This is a genomic window from Streptomyces sp. NPDC087270, from assembly GCF_044744625.1.
In the GTDB taxonomy this organism is placed as follows: Bacteria; Actinomycetota; Actinomycetes; order Streptomycetales; family Streptomycetaceae; genus Actinacidiphila.
The window spans coordinates 62,947-80,225 of record NZ_JBIUYR010000018.1; the positions used below are offsets into that span (position 1 = coordinate 62,947).

At 72.5% G+C, this 17,279-nt stretch carries 17 protein-coding genes; 7 read left to right on the forward strand and 10 right to left on the reverse strand.

The window, feature by feature from the left end; all coding sequences use genetic code 11:
* Window positions 1-71: 71 nt before the first annotated feature.
* The 5 genes from ACIPAE_RS30280 to ACIPAE_RS30300 all read right to left on the reverse strand — a co-directional run bounded on the left by ACIPAE_RS30280 (window position 72) and on the right by ACIPAE_RS30300 (window position 5,693).
* Window positions 72-1,328: a type ISP restriction/modification enzyme gene (locus ACIPAE_RS30280; RefSeq protein ID WP_402449504.1), complete on the reverse strand. Its 1,257-nt coding sequence runs from the start codon at window positions 1,326-1,328 to the stop codon at window positions 72-74.
* Window positions 1,329-1,342: 14 nt separating this feature from the next.
* A complete protein-coding gene (locus ACIPAE_RS30285) occupies window positions 1,343-2,089 on the reverse strand; it encodes a GntR family transcriptional regulator (RefSeq protein WP_402449507.1) in 747 nt (248 codons plus the stop codon).
* Complete coding sequence (gene hmgA / locus ACIPAE_RS30290) at window positions 2,086-3,408, reverse strand: homogentisate 1,2-dioxygenase (RefSeq protein WP_402449509.1); 1,323 nt, start codon at window positions 3,406-3,408, stop codon at window positions 2,086-2,088. The genes ACIPAE_RS30285 and hmgA overlap by 4 nt, the downstream gene beginning before the upstream one ends.
* A 64-nt stretch (window positions 3,409-3,472) precedes the next feature.
* A complete protein-coding gene (locus ACIPAE_RS30295) occupies window positions 3,473-4,219 on the reverse strand; it encodes an SGNH/GDSL hydrolase family protein (RefSeq protein WP_402449512.1) in 747 nt (248 codons plus the stop codon).
* Window position 4,220: 1 nt separating this feature from the next.
* Window positions 4,221-5,693 carry an MFS transporter gene (locus tag ACIPAE_RS30300; RefSeq protein ID WP_402449514.1) on the reverse strand — a complete coding sequence of 491 codons (1,473 nt, stop codon included), beginning with the start codon at window positions 5,691-5,693 and terminating at the stop codon, window positions 4,221-4,223.
* Window positions 5,694-5,841: 148 nt separating this feature from the next.
* Here ACIPAE_RS30300 and ACIPAE_RS30305 point away from each other — a divergent pair, with 148 nt between their 5' ends.
* The 4 genes from ACIPAE_RS30305 (at window position 5,842) to ACIPAE_RS30320 (ending at window position 10,068) form a co-directional block, all read left to right on the forward strand.
* Complete coding sequence (locus ACIPAE_RS30305; RefSeq protein WP_402449516.1) at window positions 5,842-6,516, forward strand: TetR/AcrR family transcriptional regulator; 675 nt, start codon at window positions 5,842-5,844, stop codon at window positions 6,514-6,516.
* A gap of 7 nt (window positions 6,517-6,523) precedes the next feature.
* Window positions 6,524-7,129 carry a TetR/AcrR family transcriptional regulator gene (locus tag ACIPAE_RS30310; RefSeq protein WP_329370858.1) on the forward strand — a complete coding sequence of 202 codons (606 nt, stop codon included), beginning with the start codon at window positions 6,524-6,526 and terminating at the stop codon, window positions 7,127-7,129.
* Window positions 7,130-7,346: 217 nt separating this feature from the next.
* Window positions 7,347-8,789 carry an aldehyde dehydrogenase family protein gene (locus ACIPAE_RS30315; protein ID WP_402449519.1) on the forward strand — a complete coding sequence of 481 codons (1,443 nt, stop codon included), beginning with the start codon at window positions 7,347-7,349 and terminating at the stop codon, window positions 8,787-8,789.
* A gap of 196 nt (window positions 8,790-8,985) precedes the next feature.
* Entirely contained in the window at window positions 8,986-10,068 is a 1,083-nt protein-coding gene (locus ACIPAE_RS30320; RefSeq protein WP_402449522.1) for a zinc-binding dehydrogenase, read from the forward strand.
* Between the two features lie 52 nt (window positions 10,069-10,120).
* On the opposite strand, the gene ACIPAE_RS30325 is transcribed toward ACIPAE_RS30320, so the two are convergent.
* Both ACIPAE_RS30325 and ACIPAE_RS30330 read right to left on the reverse strand, forming a co-directional pair.
* A complete protein-coding gene (locus ACIPAE_RS30325) occupies window positions 10,121-10,651 on the reverse strand; it encodes a DUF402 domain-containing protein (RefSeq protein WP_329370864.1) in 531 nt (176 codons plus the stop codon).
* A gap of 33 nt (window positions 10,652-10,684) precedes the next feature.
* Window positions 10,685-11,320: a TetR/AcrR family transcriptional regulator gene (locus ACIPAE_RS30330; RefSeq protein ID WP_366414596.1), complete on the reverse strand. Its 636-nt coding sequence runs from the start codon at window positions 11,318-11,320 to the stop codon at window positions 10,685-10,687.
* A gap of 77 nt (window positions 11,321-11,397) precedes the next feature.
* Between ACIPAE_RS30330 and ACIPAE_RS30335 the strand changes: the two genes are divergently transcribed.
* Window positions 11,398-12,546 (forward strand): acyl-CoA dehydrogenase family protein, encoded by a 1,149-nt coding sequence (locus ACIPAE_RS30335; protein ID WP_402449734.1) that lies wholly within the window; start codon window positions 11,398-11,400, stop codon window positions 12,544-12,546.
* Window positions 12,547-12,918: 372 nt separating this feature from the next.
* On the forward strand, window positions 12,919-13,533 hold the full coding sequence (locus ACIPAE_RS30340) for a TetR family transcriptional regulator (protein ID WP_402449524.1): 615 nt from the start codon (window positions 12,919-12,921) through the stop codon (window positions 13,531-13,533).
* A gap of 70 nt (window positions 13,534-13,603) precedes the next feature.
* Here ACIPAE_RS30340 and ACIPAE_RS30345 read toward each other — a convergent pair whose 3' ends face one another.
* Window positions 13,604-14,065: a MaoC family dehydratase gene (locus tag ACIPAE_RS30345; RefSeq protein ID WP_366413725.1), complete on the reverse strand. Its 462-nt coding sequence runs from the start codon at window positions 14,063-14,065 to the stop codon at window positions 13,604-13,606.
* Between the two features lie 141 nt (window positions 14,066-14,206).
* Window positions 14,207-15,325, reverse strand: a complete 1,119-nt coding sequence (locus ACIPAE_RS30350) for an LLM class flavin-dependent oxidoreductase (protein ID WP_402449528.1) — start codon at window positions 15,323-15,325, stop codon at window positions 14,207-14,209.
* Between the two features lie 26 nt (window positions 15,326-15,351).
* Between ACIPAE_RS30350 and ACIPAE_RS30355 the strand changes: the two genes are divergently transcribed.
* A complete protein-coding gene (locus ACIPAE_RS30355) occupies window positions 15,352-16,200 on the forward strand; it encodes a helix-turn-helix domain-containing protein (RefSeq protein ID WP_402449530.1) in 849 nt (282 codons plus the stop codon).
* Here the strand turns inward: ACIPAE_RS30355 and ACIPAE_RS30360 are convergent.
* A complete protein-coding gene (locus ACIPAE_RS30360) occupies window positions 16,163-17,164 on the reverse strand; it encodes a helix-turn-helix domain-containing protein (protein WP_402449532.1) in 1,002 nt (333 codons plus the stop codon). The two genes, ACIPAE_RS30355 and ACIPAE_RS30360, sit on opposite strands and share 38 nt — an antisense overlap.
* Window positions 17,165-17,279: the final 115 nt, after the last annotated feature.

Sequence of the window (17,279 nt, forward strand, 5' to 3'; positions counted from 1 at the left end):
CTGCTGTCCTTATGGTGGGGTGCGTGCGGCCGTCCTCCCCAGCGGCCGCAGCAGACCCACTGCACTCGCAGTCACAGCAGGGCGAACTGCCCGTCCGGGCCTTCTTCGTGGTGTTCCAGTACCGAGGCCGGCCTCCGCCTGGCCGCAGGCACCGGAAGGATTCCGGCCGACCGCAGCGTCACCGCGCCCGCTGTCCCCGTCCTGTCGACGCCCGCAGCCGCCAACCGCGCGGCGAAGTCCCGCAGCTCTTCGCGAAGCTGGGCCAGTAGTGTCAGCACGCTGATCAGCTCCAGCAGTTCCGAGGTCGTGGCCCGGGTCCAGGCGGCCGGGCGCAGGGCCTCCAGCGACCCCGGCTCCCCGGGAGCGACCCGCCGCCCGTACCACGCCTCCAGCACCCGTACTCCGCCTGCGGTGGCCTCCCAGGCTTCGGGCGCCACAGGAGCCACCTGGCCGCTGCCGATCCACAAGGCGCGCTCCTGGGGGTCGTACCTCAGATCGTCCGGCTGCGGACGAGCGGGCAGCGGCGCCCTGACGTAGGGCCGGCTGCCGCCGGGCGGTCGCAGCAGGCCGGTATCGCGGCCCTGCGCGGGATCGGCGTAGCGGGTGCCTCGGGTGTGCAGCCACAGGGACTTGCGGCCCAACGCGGTTCCTTCGTGCCACTGCTCCGGAGTGCGGGGGAGCGGTACGGCGCAGCCGCGGTGGCCGGGGCGGGCCACGGCGGCGATCCAGGCGAGCATGTCCTCGGCGGTGACATCGGTGCCCAGACGGGAGGCGAGCCAAGGGGACAGGCCCGGTGCGAGGTTCGGGTCGCGGCCGCCGGGACGCCGGTACAACGGCCGGATCAGGGCGGGTTTGCCGGCCGGGGAGCGTCCGTCGGGCAGCAGGGCGCAGAAGGTCACCGCGGCTTCCTCGGTGTCCGGCAGGGGGCTCTGCTCGATCGCGAAGACCTGCCGGTCGTCGGCGATCCGCCACAGTTCGGGCCGGGCGACGTCGATCAACCGGTGGTCGGGTATCAGCCACTGCTGGTCGAAGGGCCCGTGCTGGATGCGTACCGGCTCCGGGCAGCGGCCGTCCTCGCGGGCGATCGCGGTGGTGGGAGTGTGGTGGCCGGGGAGTTGGGCGACCGGGGTGTGCGGGCCGCGGGCACGGGTCGGGTGCAGCAGGGCGGTTCTGGTGGCGTCGTCCGGCGCGGTGGTGAGGAGTGTCCAGCGTGCTCGCAGGCAGGCGGGCTCGGGTGCCATCGGCCAGCCGCGGCCGATGCGCAGCGGGCGTACCGACCATGGCATCAGGTCGTGCAGCAAAGGCGCGTCATCGCTCACCGCATGCATGCTACTGACGGCCCTCAGGGTGCCTCCATCGTCACGGTGAAGGAGAACCGGTCACCGCGGTAGTGAATGCGCACCACGTCGACGGCGCGGCCGGCCTCGTCGTAGGTCACACCGGTGTAGTGCAGTATCGGGCTGAGCAGCGGCACTTGCAGCAGGCGGGCGGTGTCCGGGGCGGCCAGCCTGGCCTCGACGGTGTCGGTGATCCGGCTGATCCGCACTCCCAGCACGTCGCGCAGGACCTTCGTCATCGGCCAGCGCTCCAGGTCGGCGAGGTCGATACGGGCGGCGAGTTCGGGACGGACGTGGTTCTCGGCCCAGTTGGTGGGTTCGCCGGACTCGTCATGGCGCAGCCGCCGGAAGAAGACCGCCTCGGTGAGGTCGGGGAAGTGCTCGGCCGCTTCCGGAGGCAGGGCGGCGGGGCCGTGCGCCAGGATCGTGGTGCGCTCCCCGGACTGCTGGGCGACGATGGCGTCCACCGAGCCGAGCAGTTTCACCGGCGCTCCACGCAGCGCCGCCGGTTCGATGAAGGTGCCGCGCCTGCGGTGCCGGGATATCAGGCCCTCGGTCTCCAGTTCCTTCAGTGCCTGGCGCATGGTGAGCACGCTCACTCCGTAGTGCTCGGCGAGATCCTCCTCGGTGGGAAGGCGCAGCGGGGCGTCCTGCCGTCGGCCCAGAATCGAGGCGCGCAGGGACTGCGAGACCTGGTACCACAGCGGCAGCCTGCGGTTGAGGACCAGCGAGTCGGGGGCGAAGGCGTTCACGGTCGGAAGTTTCTCTCAAGGCCCTCCCAGACCGCGTCGTATCCCTCCTGCCGGTGCCCCGCGCCCAGGGCGAACTCGGTCGGCACCACCGGCCAGCGCGTCTCGAACATGAAGGCCAGTCCGTCGTCGATCTTCTGCGGGCGCAGTTCCGCGGTGCTCGCCCGGTCGAACGTCGTGCGGTCCGGGCCGTGCGCGGACATCATGTTGTGCAGCGAGGCGCCGCCGGGGACGAAGCCCTCGGCCTTCGCGTCGTACGCCCCCTCGACCAGGCCCATGAACTCCGACATCACGTTCCGGTGGAAGTACGGAGGGCGGAAGGTGTCCTCGCCGACCAGCCATCGAGGTGCGAACACCACGAAGTCGGCGCCCGCGAGCCCCGGGGTGTCCGACGGGGAGGTGAGGACGGTGAAGATGGACGGGTCGGGGTGGTCGTAGCTGATCGATCCCAGGACGTTGAAGCGGTGCAGGTCGTAGAGGTAGGGCACGTGGTTGCCGTGCCAGGCGACCACGTCGAGCGGGGAGTGGTCGTAGACGGCCGCCCACAGGTTGCCGCCGAACTTGTTGACCACCTCGGTGTCCTCCTCGCGGTCCTCGTAGGCCGCGACCGGGGCGAGGAAGTCCCGGGCGTTCGCCAGGCCGTTGGCACCGATAGGGCCGAGGTCGGGGAGCTGGAAGGGGCGGCCGTAGTTCTCGCACACGTAACCGCGGGCGGTCGGATCGAGGAGTTCCACCCGGAAGCGGACGCCGCGCGGGATGAGCGCGACGTGACCGGGTTCGGCCCGCAGCACGCCGAGTTCCGTACGCAAGCGCAGGGCGCCTTCCTGGGGGACGATCAGGAACTCGCCGTCGGCCGAGGAGAAGACGCGGCGGTCCATCGAGGTGTTCGCCGCGTACCAGTGGATGCCGATGCCCTCGCGGCGCAGCACGTCGCCGTTGCCCCCCACGGTGACCAGGCCCTGGACGAAGTCCGTGGGTTCGCCGGGGAGCGGGAGCGGGCCCCAGCGCAGCCGGTTGGGGTCGGGCTCCACGTCGTGGAACGGGGCGCTGCGCAGTGCCCCGTTCGGCATGCGGCGGAACGGGGGGTGGGCGGCGGACGGGCGGATGCGGTAGAGCCAGCTGCGGTGGTTGTGCGACCGGGGCTCGGTGAAGGCGGTGCCGCTGAGCTGCTCGGCGTACAACCCCAAAGGGGCCCGCTGCGGGGCGTTGCGCCCCACGGGGAGGGCACCCGGCACCGCCTCCGTGCTGTGTTCGTTGCCGAACCCCGGCTGGTAGTCGAGGTCCTTGTCGTCGTCGCTGTGCCTGGTGCCTTGCAGCTCCATGCTCCACTCCCCGCTTTGCCGTCGTGATTCCTATGCTGAACCATAGGAATCACGACGGCAAGCCTCACCGCTCGCCTGTGGAAAACTCCGCGGCAGGGATGCGCGAGGCCAGTGCGCGTATCGTCGTCGCGGCGATCACGGCGTGGCCGCGCGCGGAGGCGTGCACCCGGTCGGCGCTGAACAGGTCGCGGTCGGCGGACGCCGGGTGCCCGTGCATCTGCACGACCAGGGCTCCGTGCCGGTCGGCGACCTCGCGGGTCACCTCGTTGAGCACCTCCACGCCCTTCTCCAGCGGTCCGCCGCGCAGTTCGGGTATGGCGTCGACGACGTTGGCGAGGGCGTAGACGAAGAGTGTGGTGCCGGGCGCGCCCAGCGCGTCGAAGAGCCGGTCGAGTTCCGACGCCAGGGCGCGCGGGTCGAAGCCGGGCAGCAGCAGGTCGTTGCCGCCGCAGACGACGCCCAGCAGGTCGGGGGCGAAGGCGGCCGCGGGTTCGGCCTGTTCGGCGCGGACCTGCGCGGCGGTGAGCCCGCGCCTGCCCAGGTTGAGGTAGGCCAGGTCGGGCACGGACCGGCGCAGCGCTCGGGCGAGGCGATCGGCCCAGCACGCGGTGCGGTAGCCGGGCACCGGATCGCCCAGGCCCTCCGCGAGGCTGTCCCCGACGACCGCCAGGCGCCTCCAGGGCGCGCCGTGCAGGACGGCGTCGCTCTCGGTGTCGCTCATGCAGTGCGGGTCGGTGGCTTCGCGCTCGAAGTCCTGGGCGCCGTCCACGGGATGTGCGGTGTCGAAGGGCGGGAGCGGTTCGGAGGTCATGTCAGGACTCCTTGCGGGTGGACATGGTGCGGGACATGGCGAGGCCGACCACGGCGGAGGCGCCGGCCAGCAGCACGCAGGCCAGGTAGACGTCGCGGAACGCCTGCGGGCCGCCGAGCCGGTGGGCCGCGAGGATCGCGCCGGTGGCAGCGGCACCGAGCGCGCCGCCCAACTGGCGTGCCGTGGTGCTCATTCCGATGCCTGAGGCGAACCGCGACGGCGGTACGGAGGTGGCGGCCGCGGTGGACAGGGCGGTCAGCGTCGCGCCGAACGCCGCACCGCCGATCAGCCCCATCGGCAGCCAGAGGGTCAGGAAGCTTGGGTCCGAACCGAGTTGCTGCCAGGTCCACACGCTCACCGCCGCGAACGCGGCCATCGCCGCGCCGATGACGAACGGAAGCTGATGCGGCTTCGCCCGCTTGCCGACGACGACGGCTGCCAGCGCGGAGGTCAGCGCGCCGGGCGTCACCGCGAAGCCGGCCCTGAGCACCGAGTAGTGCCAGACGGTGGTGAGGAAGAGCGGACCGCTCAGCAGCCAGGCGAAGAGCGCCGCGCCGGTGAACGCGGACGCCGCCGACGCCACCGCGAACGTGCGGTTGCCGAAGAGGCCGGTCTCCACCGCCGGGGCGGGGTGGTGCGCGGAACGCCCCAGCGCGAGCGCGCCCAGGACGGCGCCGCCGGTCGTGGTGCCGATGGTCGCAGCAGAACCCCAACCCCAGTCGCTGCCCTTGGTGAGTCCCAGGACGAGCAGGGCGATGCCGGCGGTGAAGGCGGCGGTGCCGAGCGGGTCGGGCGGCTTCTGCCCTACGTCGGCGCGTTCCGGCAGGCCGCGTATGCCGGCCGCCACGAGCGCGATGCCGACGGGGATGTTGATGAAGAAGACGGAGCGCCATCCGAAGACGTCGACCAGGACACCGCCCAGGGCCGGTCCGGCCGCGGAGGCCATCGACCCCGCCGCGCCCCAGGCGCCGATCGCCGCGGCGAGGCCGGCAGGCGGGGTGGTGGCCAGCAGCAGCCCCAACGCCGCCGGGATCATGCCCGCCGCGGCTGCTCCCTGTAGGGCGCGGGCGGCGATCAGGAACGGCAGGTCGGGCGCGGCCGCGCACAGCGCGGACGCGACGGTGAACGCGGTCAGCGAGAGCAGGAACACCCGCTTACGGCCCAGGACATCGGCGATCCGGCCCATCGGGGTGAGCAGGGCGGCGAAGAGCACCGCGTAACTGCTCACCACCCAGGACAGGTCGGAGATCCGCTCGGACGGAAACGAGGTGGCCAGGTCCGGGAAGGCGACGTTGACCACAGTGGTGTCGAGGAACGCGATGAAGGTGGCGCCCGCGCTCAACAGCAGGACGAGCCCGGGCCGGAAGCCGCCGGCCGGTGCGCCGTGCGGCGGGTCGGCCGGCGTGTCGGGGCGGGGAGGGGGCTGGGGAGAGACGGGTGAAGCAGACGGGGTGGACGAGGCGGGTGAGGACATAGCCGTCCTTAGCCTTGCAGGGCAGATACATACTGTCGGTACGGAACATACATACCGAAGGTATGTATGTGTCAAGCGATGCCCTTGGCTAGGGTGGAAGCGGGCAAGGCAGCCGGTTCGATCGGCGGGCAAGAGTGGGAGGCAGGCCGTGGCGGGACCCAACGCAGGCGGAAGCGCGCGGCGCGCCACCGGGCAGGCGCGTGGCGTCGACGGCGACACCGTCTCTACGGCACCGCGCCAGCGCCAGCGCGAGCGCTCCGACGCCACTGTCGACGACCTGGTGACCGCGGCCCGAACCCTGTTCGCCGCCGACGGGTACGGGGCGACCTCGCTGGACGCCGTCTGCGAGCGGGCCGGTGTCACCAAAGGCGCGCTCTACCACCACTTCGCCGGCAAGCGAGAGTTGTTCGGCGCCGTCTACGCGCGCGAACAGGAAGGACTCGCGGCCGCCATCTCCGCCGCGTACCTCAAGGTCGCCGACGACCCGTGGGAAGCGGTCTTCGCCGGCAGCCGCGCCTATCTCGAAGCCTCGCTCGATCCCGAAGTCCAGCGCATCACGCTCTTCGACGCGCCCGGTGCGCTCGGCTGGGAGACGATGCGCACACTCGGCGTCGACTGCCGCGAGTTGACCCTGCGGGGGGTGGCTCGGGCGATCAGGAAAGGGGCGATCCCGGACCGCCCGGCCGACCCCCTCACCTCGATGCTCTACGGCGGTCTCAGCGAGAGCGCGATGGCGGTCGCCCGCGCCGACGACCCGCAGGCCGCGCTCGCGGAGACCCTGGACGGCCTGCGCAGGCTCTTCGACGCCATAGCAAGGGGCTGAACCCGCCGTGCCCGGGCCGGAAAACGCCCGCGGCGCACTGCGCCGCGCTCCCGTCCAGCGCCGCAGCACCGAACGCCTCGCCCGCATCCTCGACGCGTGCGCCCGAGAACTCGACGAAGGCGGCTACGAACGGCTCAGCACGCGCGCGGTGGCCGCGCGTGCGGGAGTGCCCATCGGCTCCGTCTACCGCTTCTTCTCCGACAAGCGGGCCATGACCGACGCGTTGGCCCATCGCAATCTCGACGAGTTCCTCGACCGCACGGCGGCGCGGCTGGCCGAGCCGGACGCCGGGACGGACTGGCGTGCCGCCGTCGACGTGCTGGTCGAGGAGTACACCGCGATGAAGCGGACCGCGCCCGGATTCGCGCTGGTGGACTTCGGCGTGCCGGGCGAGACCAACCAGGACCTCGCCGATCGGCTGCCGGCGCTGCTCGCCGACCGGCTCACCGTCGACCCGGCCGACCCGCGCTTGCGACTGGCGCTCACCGTTGCCGTCGAGGCCGCCGACGCCGCGATGCAACTCGCGTTCCGGACCACCCAAACAGGTGATTTGCGCGTGATCGCCGAGGCGAAAGTGCTGGTCAGGGCCTATCTCGGTACCGTGCTCGAATAACGAACCAATTTTCGACGGGTGGCGGTGCTTACCGCCGGGTAGGTCGTTGTCGGAGCCACTCGGCACCCGTCGGGCGTGATTGACGAGGGCCGGCGAAGGGCGCACGTGGCCATCCATCACCTACGCGAACCCGGGGCTGCCGGGCAAGCACTGGTCATTAAAAACTATCGGCGCTAGTTTGGGCACTGGGCGCAGAGCAGCGATCTCGGAGGGCAGCGTGGACGGCAGGACGGATACGGCAGGCGGTGGCGAGCAGGTCCACCAGGGGCGCGACGAGCTCTACATCGACGGGCGCTGGCGGGCGGCGGCCGCCGACGGGCGGATCGACGTCGTCAACCCGGTGACCGAGCAGGTCATCGCCCAGGTGCCGGCCGGCGACGCCCGGGACGTGGACGCGGCGGTGCGGGCGGCTCGGCAGGCGCTGCCCGGATGGGCGGCGACCGCACCCGGGAAACGTGCGGCGGTGCTGGCCGCAGCGGCGGAGCTGATGGCCGAGCGCCGCGACGAGATCGCCGCGACGATCGCCGCCGAACTGGGCGCGCCGCCCGCGTTCGCGACCGCGGTGCATACGGACATGCCGACCGCGGTGATGGGGCTGTTCGCCAAACTTGCCGCCGAGCACTCCTTCGAGGAACGCATCGGCAACTCCCGGGTGCTGCACGAACCCGTGGGTGTGGTCGGGGCCATCACGCCGTGGAACTACCCGCTGCACCAGGTCGTGGCCAAGGTGGCGCCTGCGCTCGCCGCGGGGTGCACCGTGGTTCTCAAACCGGCTGAGGACACTCCGCTCGTGGCCCAACTGGTGGCGGAGATACTGGACGCGGCGGGCCTGCCCGCCGGGGCGTTCAACCTGGTCACCGGCCTCGGCCCGGTCGCGGGCCAGGCGCTCGCGGAGCACCCGGACGTCGATCTCGTGTCGTTCACCGGGTCCACCGCGGTGGGCAGGCGGATAGGTGCGGCGGCCGGCGGCGCGGTCAAGCGGGTCGCGCTCGAACTCGGCGGCAAGTCGGCGAACGTGATCCTGCCGGGCGCGGACCTGGCCCGCGCGGTCAATGTCGGTGTGGCGAACGTCTTCGCCAACTCCGGGCAGACGTGCAGCGCCTGGACTCGGATGCTGGTGGACGCGGCCCGCTACGACGAGGCGGTCGAACTGGCCACGAAGGCCGCCGCGAAATACGTGCCCGGCGAGCGGCTCGGCCCGGTGGTCAACGCGAAGCAGCGCGACCGGGTCCGCGGCTACATAACGAAGGGTGTCCAGGAAGGCGCCAGGATAGCGGCCGGCGGCAGCGACGCCCCCGACGACCTGACCACGGGGTACTACGTGCGCCCCACCGTCTTCGCGGACGTCGCCCCCGATATGACGATCGCCCAGGAGGAGATTTTCGGCCCGGTGGTGGCGCTCATACGGTACGAGGATGAGGAGGACGCGCTGCGGATCGCCAACGGCACTGTCTACGGACTGGCCGGGGCGGTGTGGGGCGCGGACGAGGCGGAGGCGGTCGCGTTCGCCCGGCGGATGGACACCGGGCAGGTCGACATCAACGGCGGGCGGTTCAATCCGGCGGCGCCCTTCGGGGGCTACAAGCAGTCGGGAGTCGGGCGGGAGTTGGGCCCGCACGGGCTGTCCGAGTACCTCCAGACCAAGTCGCTGCAGTTCTGATCCTCCGGGTCCCGCGCCCTGGGGTGCTGCCCTCCCCGGCTGCCGCCGGCCGGGTCCCGCCCCTGGCTCCCGCCAGCCAGGTTCCGCCAGCCAGGTTCCGCCCCGGGGTCCCGCCGACCCGGGTCCCCGCCCCCGGGTCCTGGTGCCCGGAAAAGCCGACAACTCGACAACCTCCGCAAGCAGCCCAGGAGACACCGTGGTCCGCGCCGCCGTACTGCCCGAAGTGAACGCCCCGCTGGTGGTCACTGACATCGAGTTGCCGCAGCCCGGGCCCGGCCAGGTGCGGGTGAAGCTGGCGGCGGCCGGGGTGTGCCACTCGGATCTGTCGCTGTCCAACGGCACCCTGCGGCAGCCCGTGCCCGCGGTACTCGGTCACGAAGGGGCGGGCACGGTCGTGGAGGTGGGGGAGGGCGTCGCGCACGTGGCGGTCGGCGACCGGGTGGTGCTCAACTGGGCGCCGGCCTGCGGGTCCTGCCACTTCTGCGGGCTGGCCGAGCCGTGGCTGTGCGCGAACGCGGGCGCGGCGGCGGCAGCACCGTACGCGACGCTGGCCGTCGACGGGAGCGAGCTGTACCCGGGTCTGGGTACCGCGGTGTTCGCGGAGGAGACGGTGGTGGCGGCGAGCGCGGTGCTGCCGCTGCCGGAGGGAGTGCCGCTGGGCGATGCGGCGCTGCTCGGTTGCGCGGTGCTGACCGGTTACGGCGCGGTGCACCATGTGGCGGGGGTGCGGCCGGGGGAGTCGGTCGCCGTGTACGGAGTCGGCGGGGTGGGCCTGGCCGTTCTGCAGTCGGCCAGGATCGCCGGGGCGGACCGGATCATCGCGGTCGATGTGGCGCCGGGCAAAGAGGAGTTGGCCAGGGCGGCGGGTGCCACGGACTTCGTGGTGGCGGGTGAGGACACCGCCAAGCGGGTCCGCAAACTCACGGGCGGCTACGGTGCCGACGCGGCCGTCGAGTGCGTGGGCCGCGCCGACACGATCCGTACCGCGTGGTCGTCCACCCGGCGCGGCGGGCGGACCGCGGTCGTCGGTATCGGCGGACAGGACCAGCAGGTTGCTTTCACGGCGCTGGAACTCTTCTACTTCGGCCGTACGTTGTCCGGTTGCGTGTACGGCAACTGCGACCCGGCGAAGGATCTCCCCGTCCTCGCCGGGCACGCACGCGAAGGGCGGCTGGACCTCTCCGCCCTGGTCACCGACCGCATCGGCCTCGACGGCATACCGGATGCCTTCGAGGCGATGACCGCCGGGCGCGGCGGCCGGGCCCTGGTGGTGTTCTGACCGGCCGCCGCGGGCCGGGGTCGCCGGACGGACCGCATGGCCGGTCGCGGAGCTAGGCGACCTGCGCCAGCCACGGTTCGTGCGCGCCGTCGAAGGGGCCCGAGTGCTCGGTGATCGCGTGCGTCAGCCAGGACGCGGCCTGGGTGGCGGCGCGGATGACGTCAGTGGGGTAGCCGTAGTGCACCTGGTGCTCGGCGAACTCGTCCTCGTCGACGAGGACCGGGAGCGGGGCGTCGCGGTGGCGCAGGACGTCGAGGTCGAGGTCGACCATGGTGACCTCGGCTGCGGAGGGCCACTGCGGTGGGGTGGTGATGTCGCAGTAGATCGCGGTCTTGCGCGGGGCCGCGTTGAAGGTGGCGGTCCACCAGGCGTCGCGCGGGAAGAGGATGACGTGGGCTTCGGGCAGGTCCAGGGTCCGGCTGTGACCCTTGCGTATGGTGCTGCCTGCGGGGAGGCCGAGCCAGGTTCCGTGTGCGTCCTCACCGAGCCTGCGCATCCGAAGGTTCCAGTGCAGGGAGCCGTCGTACTTGGTGTAGTTGACCTGGACGTGGGCGTCGGCGGGGATGTCGTCGAAAGCGGGCATGCGCGTCATCCTGTCACCGCAGGCGCGGCGGACTCAGCGGAACTGGAGGGCCAGCCCGTCGATGAGGGCACGCAGGCCGGTTTCGAACGCCCCCTCGTCGACCTGCTCGCGATGGCCGGCCAGCAGGTGGGCCTGGCCGAGGTGGGGGTAGTCGGCCGGGTCGTACGCCTGGGGGTCGCCGACGAAGCCGCCCGCGAAGGAGCCGAGCGCCGAGCCGGTGACGAAGTAGCGCATCAGTGCGCCGATCCGGGTCGCCTGGGCGGCGGGCCATCCCGCCTCGACCATGGCGCCGAAGACGGCGTCGGCCATCCGCAGCCCGGCGGGCCGCAGTCCGGGGCCGGTGGCGAGGAAGGGCACGATGTGGGGGTGTTCGGTGAGGGCGGCGCGGTAGGAGCGGCCCCAGGCGAGGAGGGCGGCGCGCCAGTCGGGCCGGCCGTCCGGCGCGGGCGCGAACATCGACAGGTCGACCTGGGCGATGACCGTGTCGGCGGCGGCGTCGAGGATGGCCTCCTTGGTGGCGAAGTGGTTGTAGAGGGACGGCCCGCTGACCCCGAGCTTGGCGGCGAGGCGCCGGGTGGACAGCGCGTTCAGCCCCTCCTCGTCGATGACGGCGAGCGCCGCCGTCACGATGCGGTCGCGGCTGAGGAGGGGCTTGCGGGGGCGGGCCATGCGGCACATAGTAGAGGCTGCCGCCGGAAAACTAGCGCCGGTAGTTTAGGTAAGTCCAGAAGGGCCGGGTGACCGCAGTGGACCTTGAGCTGTCCGAGGAGCAGGCCGCCGTCAAGGCGCTGGCCAGGGAGTTCGCCGACCGGGAGATCGCTCCGCACGCCGTCGAGTGGGACCGGGCGGAGAGCGTGGATCGCGGCATCGTGAAGAAGCTGGGATCGCTGGGCTTCCTCGGCCTGACCATCGGCGAGGAGTACGGCGGCTCGGGCGGCGACCATCTCGCGTACTGCCTGGTCACCGAGGAGTTGGGGCGCGGTGACTCCGCGGTGCGCGGCATCGTGTCGGTCTCGCTCGGCCTTGTCGCCAAGTCGATAGCGCACTGGGGCAGCGACGCCCAGAAGCGCGCGTGGCTGCCGCGGTTGACGGCCGGCGACGCGATCGGCTGCTTCGGCCTCACCGAACCCGGGACCGGATCGGATGCCGCCAACCTCACCACCCGCGCGGTGCGGGACGGTGACGCGTACGAGATCAGCGGCAGCAAGATGTTCATCACCAACGGCACCTGGGCCGATGTCGTGCTGCTCTTCGCGCGCACCGGCGGCGAGGGCCACCGGGGCGTGAGCGCCTTCCTGGTGCCGGCCGACGCCCCCGGGCTGACCCGCCGCGAGGTGCACGGCAAGCTGGGCCTGCGCGGCCAGGCGACAGCCGAGTTGGTGCTGGACGCGGTACGGGTTCCGGCGGACGCGATGCTCGGGCCCGAGGGGAAGGGCTTCTCCGTTGCCATGTCCGCGCTCGCCAAGGGCCGGATGTCGGTCGCCGCGGGCTGTGTCGGCATCGCGCAGGCGTGCCTGGAGGCGGCCACCGGGTACGCCGGTCAGCGCGAGCAGTTCGGGGTGCCCATCGCCCGGCATCAGCTCGTCCAGGAGATGCTCGCCGACATCGCCGTCGACGTGGACGCCGCGCGGCTGCTCACCTGGCGGGTCGCCGACCTCATCGACCGCGGGCAGCCCTTCGCCACCGAGTCGTCGGTCGCCAAGCTCTACGCCAGCGAGGCCGCGGTGCGCTGCGCCAACAACGCGCTCCAGGTCTTCGGCGGGTATGGCTATATCGACGAATTCCCGGCGGGCAAGCTGCTGCGCGACGCCCGGGTGATGACGCTGTACGAAGGCACGAGCCAGATACACAAGCTGCTGATCGGGCGGGCGCTGACCGGCATCTCCGCGTTCTAGCGCCGCAGCGGTTCCGGCGGGATCGGCGTGGGTCGTATCGGCTCTGGGTCAGGCTCCGGCTGCCCTGGCCGGCCCGCCTGGCATGCCCTCGCCTCGGTGCGGTCGCCGGCTCCTTCGCCTAGGCCGTGTTTTGGAAGTAGCGCCGTCCGCCCAAAGGGCGGGGCCCGTGGCGTCTGGTGCGTGCGATCGCAAGGCGGAGGGTTGTCCTCGTAGTGGGCCTACTCGGACAAGCCCGACAACGAAGCGAGCGTGCGTGCCAGGCGCCACGGGCCAGGCGGGACTTCCAAAACACGGCCTAAGCGCTTGCTCACCCATGGCGGTAGGGTGTGGCCCTGTCGACCAAGTGGGTGTGACAGGCGTGAGGAGCGTGCGATGACTGCGGAGGCGGCAACCGGCGAGGCGTGGGGTGACATCACCCCCGACGCCGCGAGGCGGCTGGTGATCGCCGCGGTCGAGGCGTTCGCGGAGCGCGGCTACCACGCCACCACCACCCGGGACATCGCCGGCCGGGCCGGGATGAGCCCCGCCGCGCTCTACATCCACTACAAGACCAAGGAAGAACTGCTCTACCAGATCAGCAAGGTCGGCCACCACCGGTCGCTGGCCATGCTGGAAGAGGCCCGCGACGCCGAGGGCACTCCGGCGGAACGCCTCGCGGCGGCGGTCCGCGTCTTCGTCCGCTGGCACGCCGAGCACCACACCACCGGCCGCATCGTGCAGTACGAACTCGGCGCGCTCGCCCCCGAGCACTACCGCGAGATCGTCGTGCTGCGCCGGCGGAGCGAGGACGCGATCCGGACGGTCATCAAGGACGGTGTGGCGACCGGCGAGTTCGACGTGCCCGACGTCTCCGGGACCACGCTCGCGGTGCTGTCGCTGTGCATCGACGTGGCCCGCTGGTTCAGTCCGGGTGGCAGCCGTACGCCCGACGAGGTCGGCGCGCTCTACGCCGACCTCGTGCTGAGGATGGTCCGCCGGATCGGCTGATCCGATGATCGGCCCGGCCCCCGGCCCCCGGCGGTCCGGCCGATGAACGCCTCGTAGAGCCGAGGCCCGTTCAGAGGTAGAACCGCGCCACCGTCTCCGCGACGCACACCGGCTTCTCGCCGCCCTCGCGCTCGATCGTGACCTGGGTGACGAGCTGGACGCCGCCGCCCGCCTCCGACACCTCGGCGATCTTCGCGGTGGCCCGCAGCCGCGAGCCGACCGGCACGGGGGCGGGGAAACGGACCTTGTTGACGCCGTAGTTGACGCCCATCCGGACGCCTTCGACGCTGAACAGCCGCGGGGTCAGCGACGGGATCAGGGAGAGCGTCAGGAAACCGTGCGCGATGGTGGTGCCGAACGGGCCCTGCGCCGCCCGCTCGGGGTCGACGTGAATCCACTGGTGGTCACCGGTCGCCTCGGCGAACTGGTCGATCCGCTTCTGTTCGATCTCCACCCAGTCGGTCCAGCCGAGCTGCTCGCCGACGGCGGCACGGAGTTCGTCGAGCGACGCGAAGACGCGGGGCTGCGGCATGGCGGTGGCCTCCTGGGTAGCTGGTTTCCAAGCGCTTGCTCAGCATGGTTCGGCCCACCCGGGCGTGTCAACGTGCCGCGGCCCCCACCCGTCGCGGTCGTCCACCTCGTCGCGGTCGCCCCGCCCGTCCAGGCCGACCGGTCACACTGCCGCCCCCACCAGCGCGTCGAGCCGCCCCCGCAGCTCCGCCAACCCGTCGAGCTGCGCCGCCTGCCCCGCGATGTCCAGCGCGGCGATCCGGAACACCAGGTGTCGGGCGCCCGCGGCCACGTACCGGCCGAGCTTGTCGACGACCGCGCCGGGTGTCCCCGCGGCGTTCGCCTGGATCTGCTCCATCTCCTCGACCGGGCGCCCGTAGGTGGCCCGGGCGTACGCGTCGAGTGCGGCACGGCCGCCGTCCGCCGCGCCCGTGAGCAGGACGTTCACGAACAGGGCGGGGGTGAACGCGGCGTCGGAACGTCCCGAGGCGGCGGCCGAGGCGCGGATCGCGGCCAGCCCCGTACCGTAGTCGGCCGGGTCGGGCGGGTAGGGGAACCAGCCGTCGTAGTGGCGGCCGGCGCGGGCCTGGGCGGCGGGGGTGGCGCCGCCGAGCCAGATCGGCGGGCCCTGCGGGCGGAAGGCGGGCGTGCCGGGCGCGAGGTCGTCGACGTGCAGCACCTCCTCATGGAAGGAGATCGGCCCCTCTCCGGTCCACAGCCGGCGCCACAGGGCGACGGTCTCGTCCAGGCGGGCGAAGCGCTTCGGCCAGGGGGTGCCGGCCATCGCGTAGACGGGTGCGCCGAAGCGGCCGGGGAAGCCCGCGCCGACCGCGAGGACCAGGCGGCCGCCGGACAACTGGTCCACCGAGGCGATGGTCTGGGCGGCGGTGACCGGTGGGCGCAGGGCCGGCAGCAGGGTGCCGGTGCCCAGCGTCACTCGTTCGGTGGCCGACGCGAGGGCGGTCAGCGCCGTCAGCGCCTCGATCCTCGGCGTCAGCAGCGAGTCGGTGACCCACAGGGAGTCGAAGCCGGCGCGTTCGGCGTGGACCCCGAAGCGCAGCACGTCCCGCGGGCCGTCGTGCGGCGCCCACTGCGCCAGGGTGGTGGGCACGAAGACGCCGAGCCGCAGCGCGTCGTGATCCACGGGACGGGAGCCGGAGGCGGAGCCTGAGCGGGAGCCCGAGCTCGAACCGGAGCCCGGCCCGGTCGCAGAGCCGGTCGGGGAGCCGGTCGGGGAGCCGGCCGGGGAACCGTCGGCCGGAGAAGTGAACGTGTTCGTCATACGGCCGAGCGTCCGCGATCGAGGGCATGCCCTCAATTCCCGGCAGGGAATGGCAGATGGGCGGCCGCACCCGTTACAACGGGGGCGTGGACTTCCCCGAGGCGCTGCGCGCCAGCCGCAACCGGCGCCACCTCAGCCAGCTCGAACTCGCCTCCCGCGCGGGCACCACCCAGCGCCACATCAGTTTCATCGAGAACGGCCGCTCGGCGCCCGGCCGGGCCCTGGTGGCACGGCTCGCCGACTCCCTCGCGCTCCCGCTGCGCGAGCGCAACGGGCTGCTGCTCGCCGCCGGTTACGCACCCGTCCACCCCGAACACGACCTCGACGACCCGGCGCTCGCCCCCGCGCTCGAAGCGCTCGGCCACGTGCTCGCCGGGCACCTGCCCTACCCGGCGATCGTCGTGGACCGGCACGGCACGCTGGTCCGCGCGAACAGCGCGTTCGACGTGATGACGGAGGGCGTCGACCCGGCGCTGCTCGGCCCGCGCGCCAACATCCTGCGGCTGGCCCTGCATCCGGGCGGACTCGCCCCGCGCATCCGCAACTTCCCGCAGTGGGCCCGGCACGTCATCGAGGCACTCCGGGACGAGCAGCGCCGCAACCCCGACGCCCGCCTGGCCGCGCTCCACGCCGAACTGGCGCCCTACGTCACCGAGTCCGCGCCCGGGGACGCCCAACTGCTGGGCTTCGCGGTGCCGATGGAGCTGGAGACGGCGAGCCGCGGCCTGCTGCGCCTGATGACCACGGTCGCGGTCTTCGCGACGGCCGCGGACGTGACGATCGCGGAGCTGAAGCTGGAGGCGTTCCTGCCCGCCGACCGGGCCACCGCCCAGGCGCTCACCGAAGGGGCGGCGCGGGCCGCACCGGTGCGCTAGTCCGCGGTGCGGGCTCCACCGGCTCCACCGGCTCCACCGGCTCCACCGGCTCCACCGGCTCGGCGAGTTCGGCGGGCTCCCCGGACTCCACGCGTTCCCCGGGTTCCACAGCCTCGGCGGAGCCGGCAGCTTCCGCCGGCTCCGGGCGCTCCGCGAGATGCGCCAGGAGCTGGAGCCGTTCGTACGAGGCCGTCCCCGGTTGCGCGTGGTACGTGATCAGCATCTGCCCGGGCGCCCCCGGCAGCGCCAACTTCTCGTAGTGCAGGTCGAGATCGCCGACCTGCGGGTGCCGGAGCAGCGTGACGCCGCTGGTCTTGAGCCGTACGTCCTGCCGGGCCCACAGCGTGCGGAACCGCTCACTGCGCACGCTCAACTCGCCGATCAGCTCCATCAGTCGGGGGTCGTCCACCCCCGCGACCATGGATCTCAGGTAGGCGACGGTCTTCGCGGTCATCGCGTCCCAGTCGCGGTAGAACTCGCGCATCTCCGGGTCGAGGAACGCGGCACGCAGCGTGCTGACCCCCGGGGCGAAACACGGGTTGAGCGCGACGGCGAGCGGGTTCGCGGCCAGCGTCGTCAGATAGCGGCCGGCCACCATCGCGGGAGTGGTGGTCCAGTTGTCGATCAGCGACTGCACGCCCGGGCTGACCCGCTCCTGCCGTACGGGCCTGCGCCGGGCCGCCGGGCGCCGCGGCCGGGCGAGCGTACGCAGATACGTCTCGGCGTCGGCGTCCAGGTGCAGCGCGCGGGCCAGGGAGTCGAGCACCTGGTCGGAAGGGTGCTGGTCGCGGCCCTGCTCCAGCCGCAGGTAGTACTCCACGCTGATCCCCGCCAGCAGCGCGACCTCCTCGCGCCGCAGCCCGGGCACCCGGCGCCTGGTCCCCGCGGGCAGCCCCACGTCCTCGGGCCGCAGCCGCTCGCGGCGCACCCGGAGGTAGTCGCCCAGCTCACTCACCGTAGCCATGCGTCCCAGCGTACGGCGGGCGTACGGGGGTGTGCGCGGCTCAGCCTGTCCCTGCGGCTACCAGTGTCAGCAGGGTCTTACTGTCCGTGACGGTCGGACGCATGCTCGACAGCGT

Coding starts and splice junctions, on each gene's coding strand:
- ACIPAE_RS30280 (WP_402449504.1), bottom strand. CDS start 1,328: ATGCATGCGGTGAGCGATGACGCGCCTTTGCTGCACGACCTGATGCCA.
- hmgA (WP_402449509.1), bottom strand. CDS start 3,408: ATGGAGCTGCAAGGCACCAGGCACAGCGACGACGACAAGGACCTCGAC.
- ACIPAE_RS30295 (WP_402449512.1), bottom strand. CDS start 4,219: ATGACCTCCGAACCGCTCCCGCCCTTCGACACCGCACATCCCGTGGAC.
- ACIPAE_RS30300 (WP_402449514.1), bottom strand. CDS start 5,693: ATGTCCTCACCCGCCTCGTCCACCCCGTCTGCTTCACCCGTCTCTCCC.
- ACIPAE_RS30325 (WP_329370864.1), bottom strand. CDS start 10,651: ATGCCCGCTTTCGACGACATCCCCGCCGACGCCCACGTCCAGGTCAAC.
- ACIPAE_RS30330 (WP_366414596.1), bottom strand. CDS start 11,320: ATGGCCCGCCCCCGCAAGCCCCTCCTCAGCCGCGACCGCATCGTGACG.
- ACIPAE_RS30340 (WP_402449524.1), top strand. CDS start 12,919: ATGACTGCGGAGGCGGCAACCGGCGAGGCGTGGGGTGACATCACCCCC.
- ACIPAE_RS30345 (WP_366413725.1), bottom strand. CDS start 14,065: ATGCCGCAGCCCCGCGTCTTCGCGTCGCTCGACGAACTCCGTGCCGCC.
- ACIPAE_RS30350 (WP_402449528.1), bottom strand. CDS start 15,325: ATGACGAACACGTTCACTTCTCCGGCCGACGGTTCCCCGGCCGGCTCC.
- ACIPAE_RS30355 (WP_402449530.1), top strand. CDS start 15,352: ATGCCCTCAATTCCCGGCAGGGAATGGCAGATGGGCGGCCGCACCCGT.
- ACIPAE_RS30360 (WP_402449532.1), bottom strand. CDS start 17,164: ATGGCTACGGTGAGTGAGCTGGGCGACTACCTCCGGGTGCGCCGCGAG.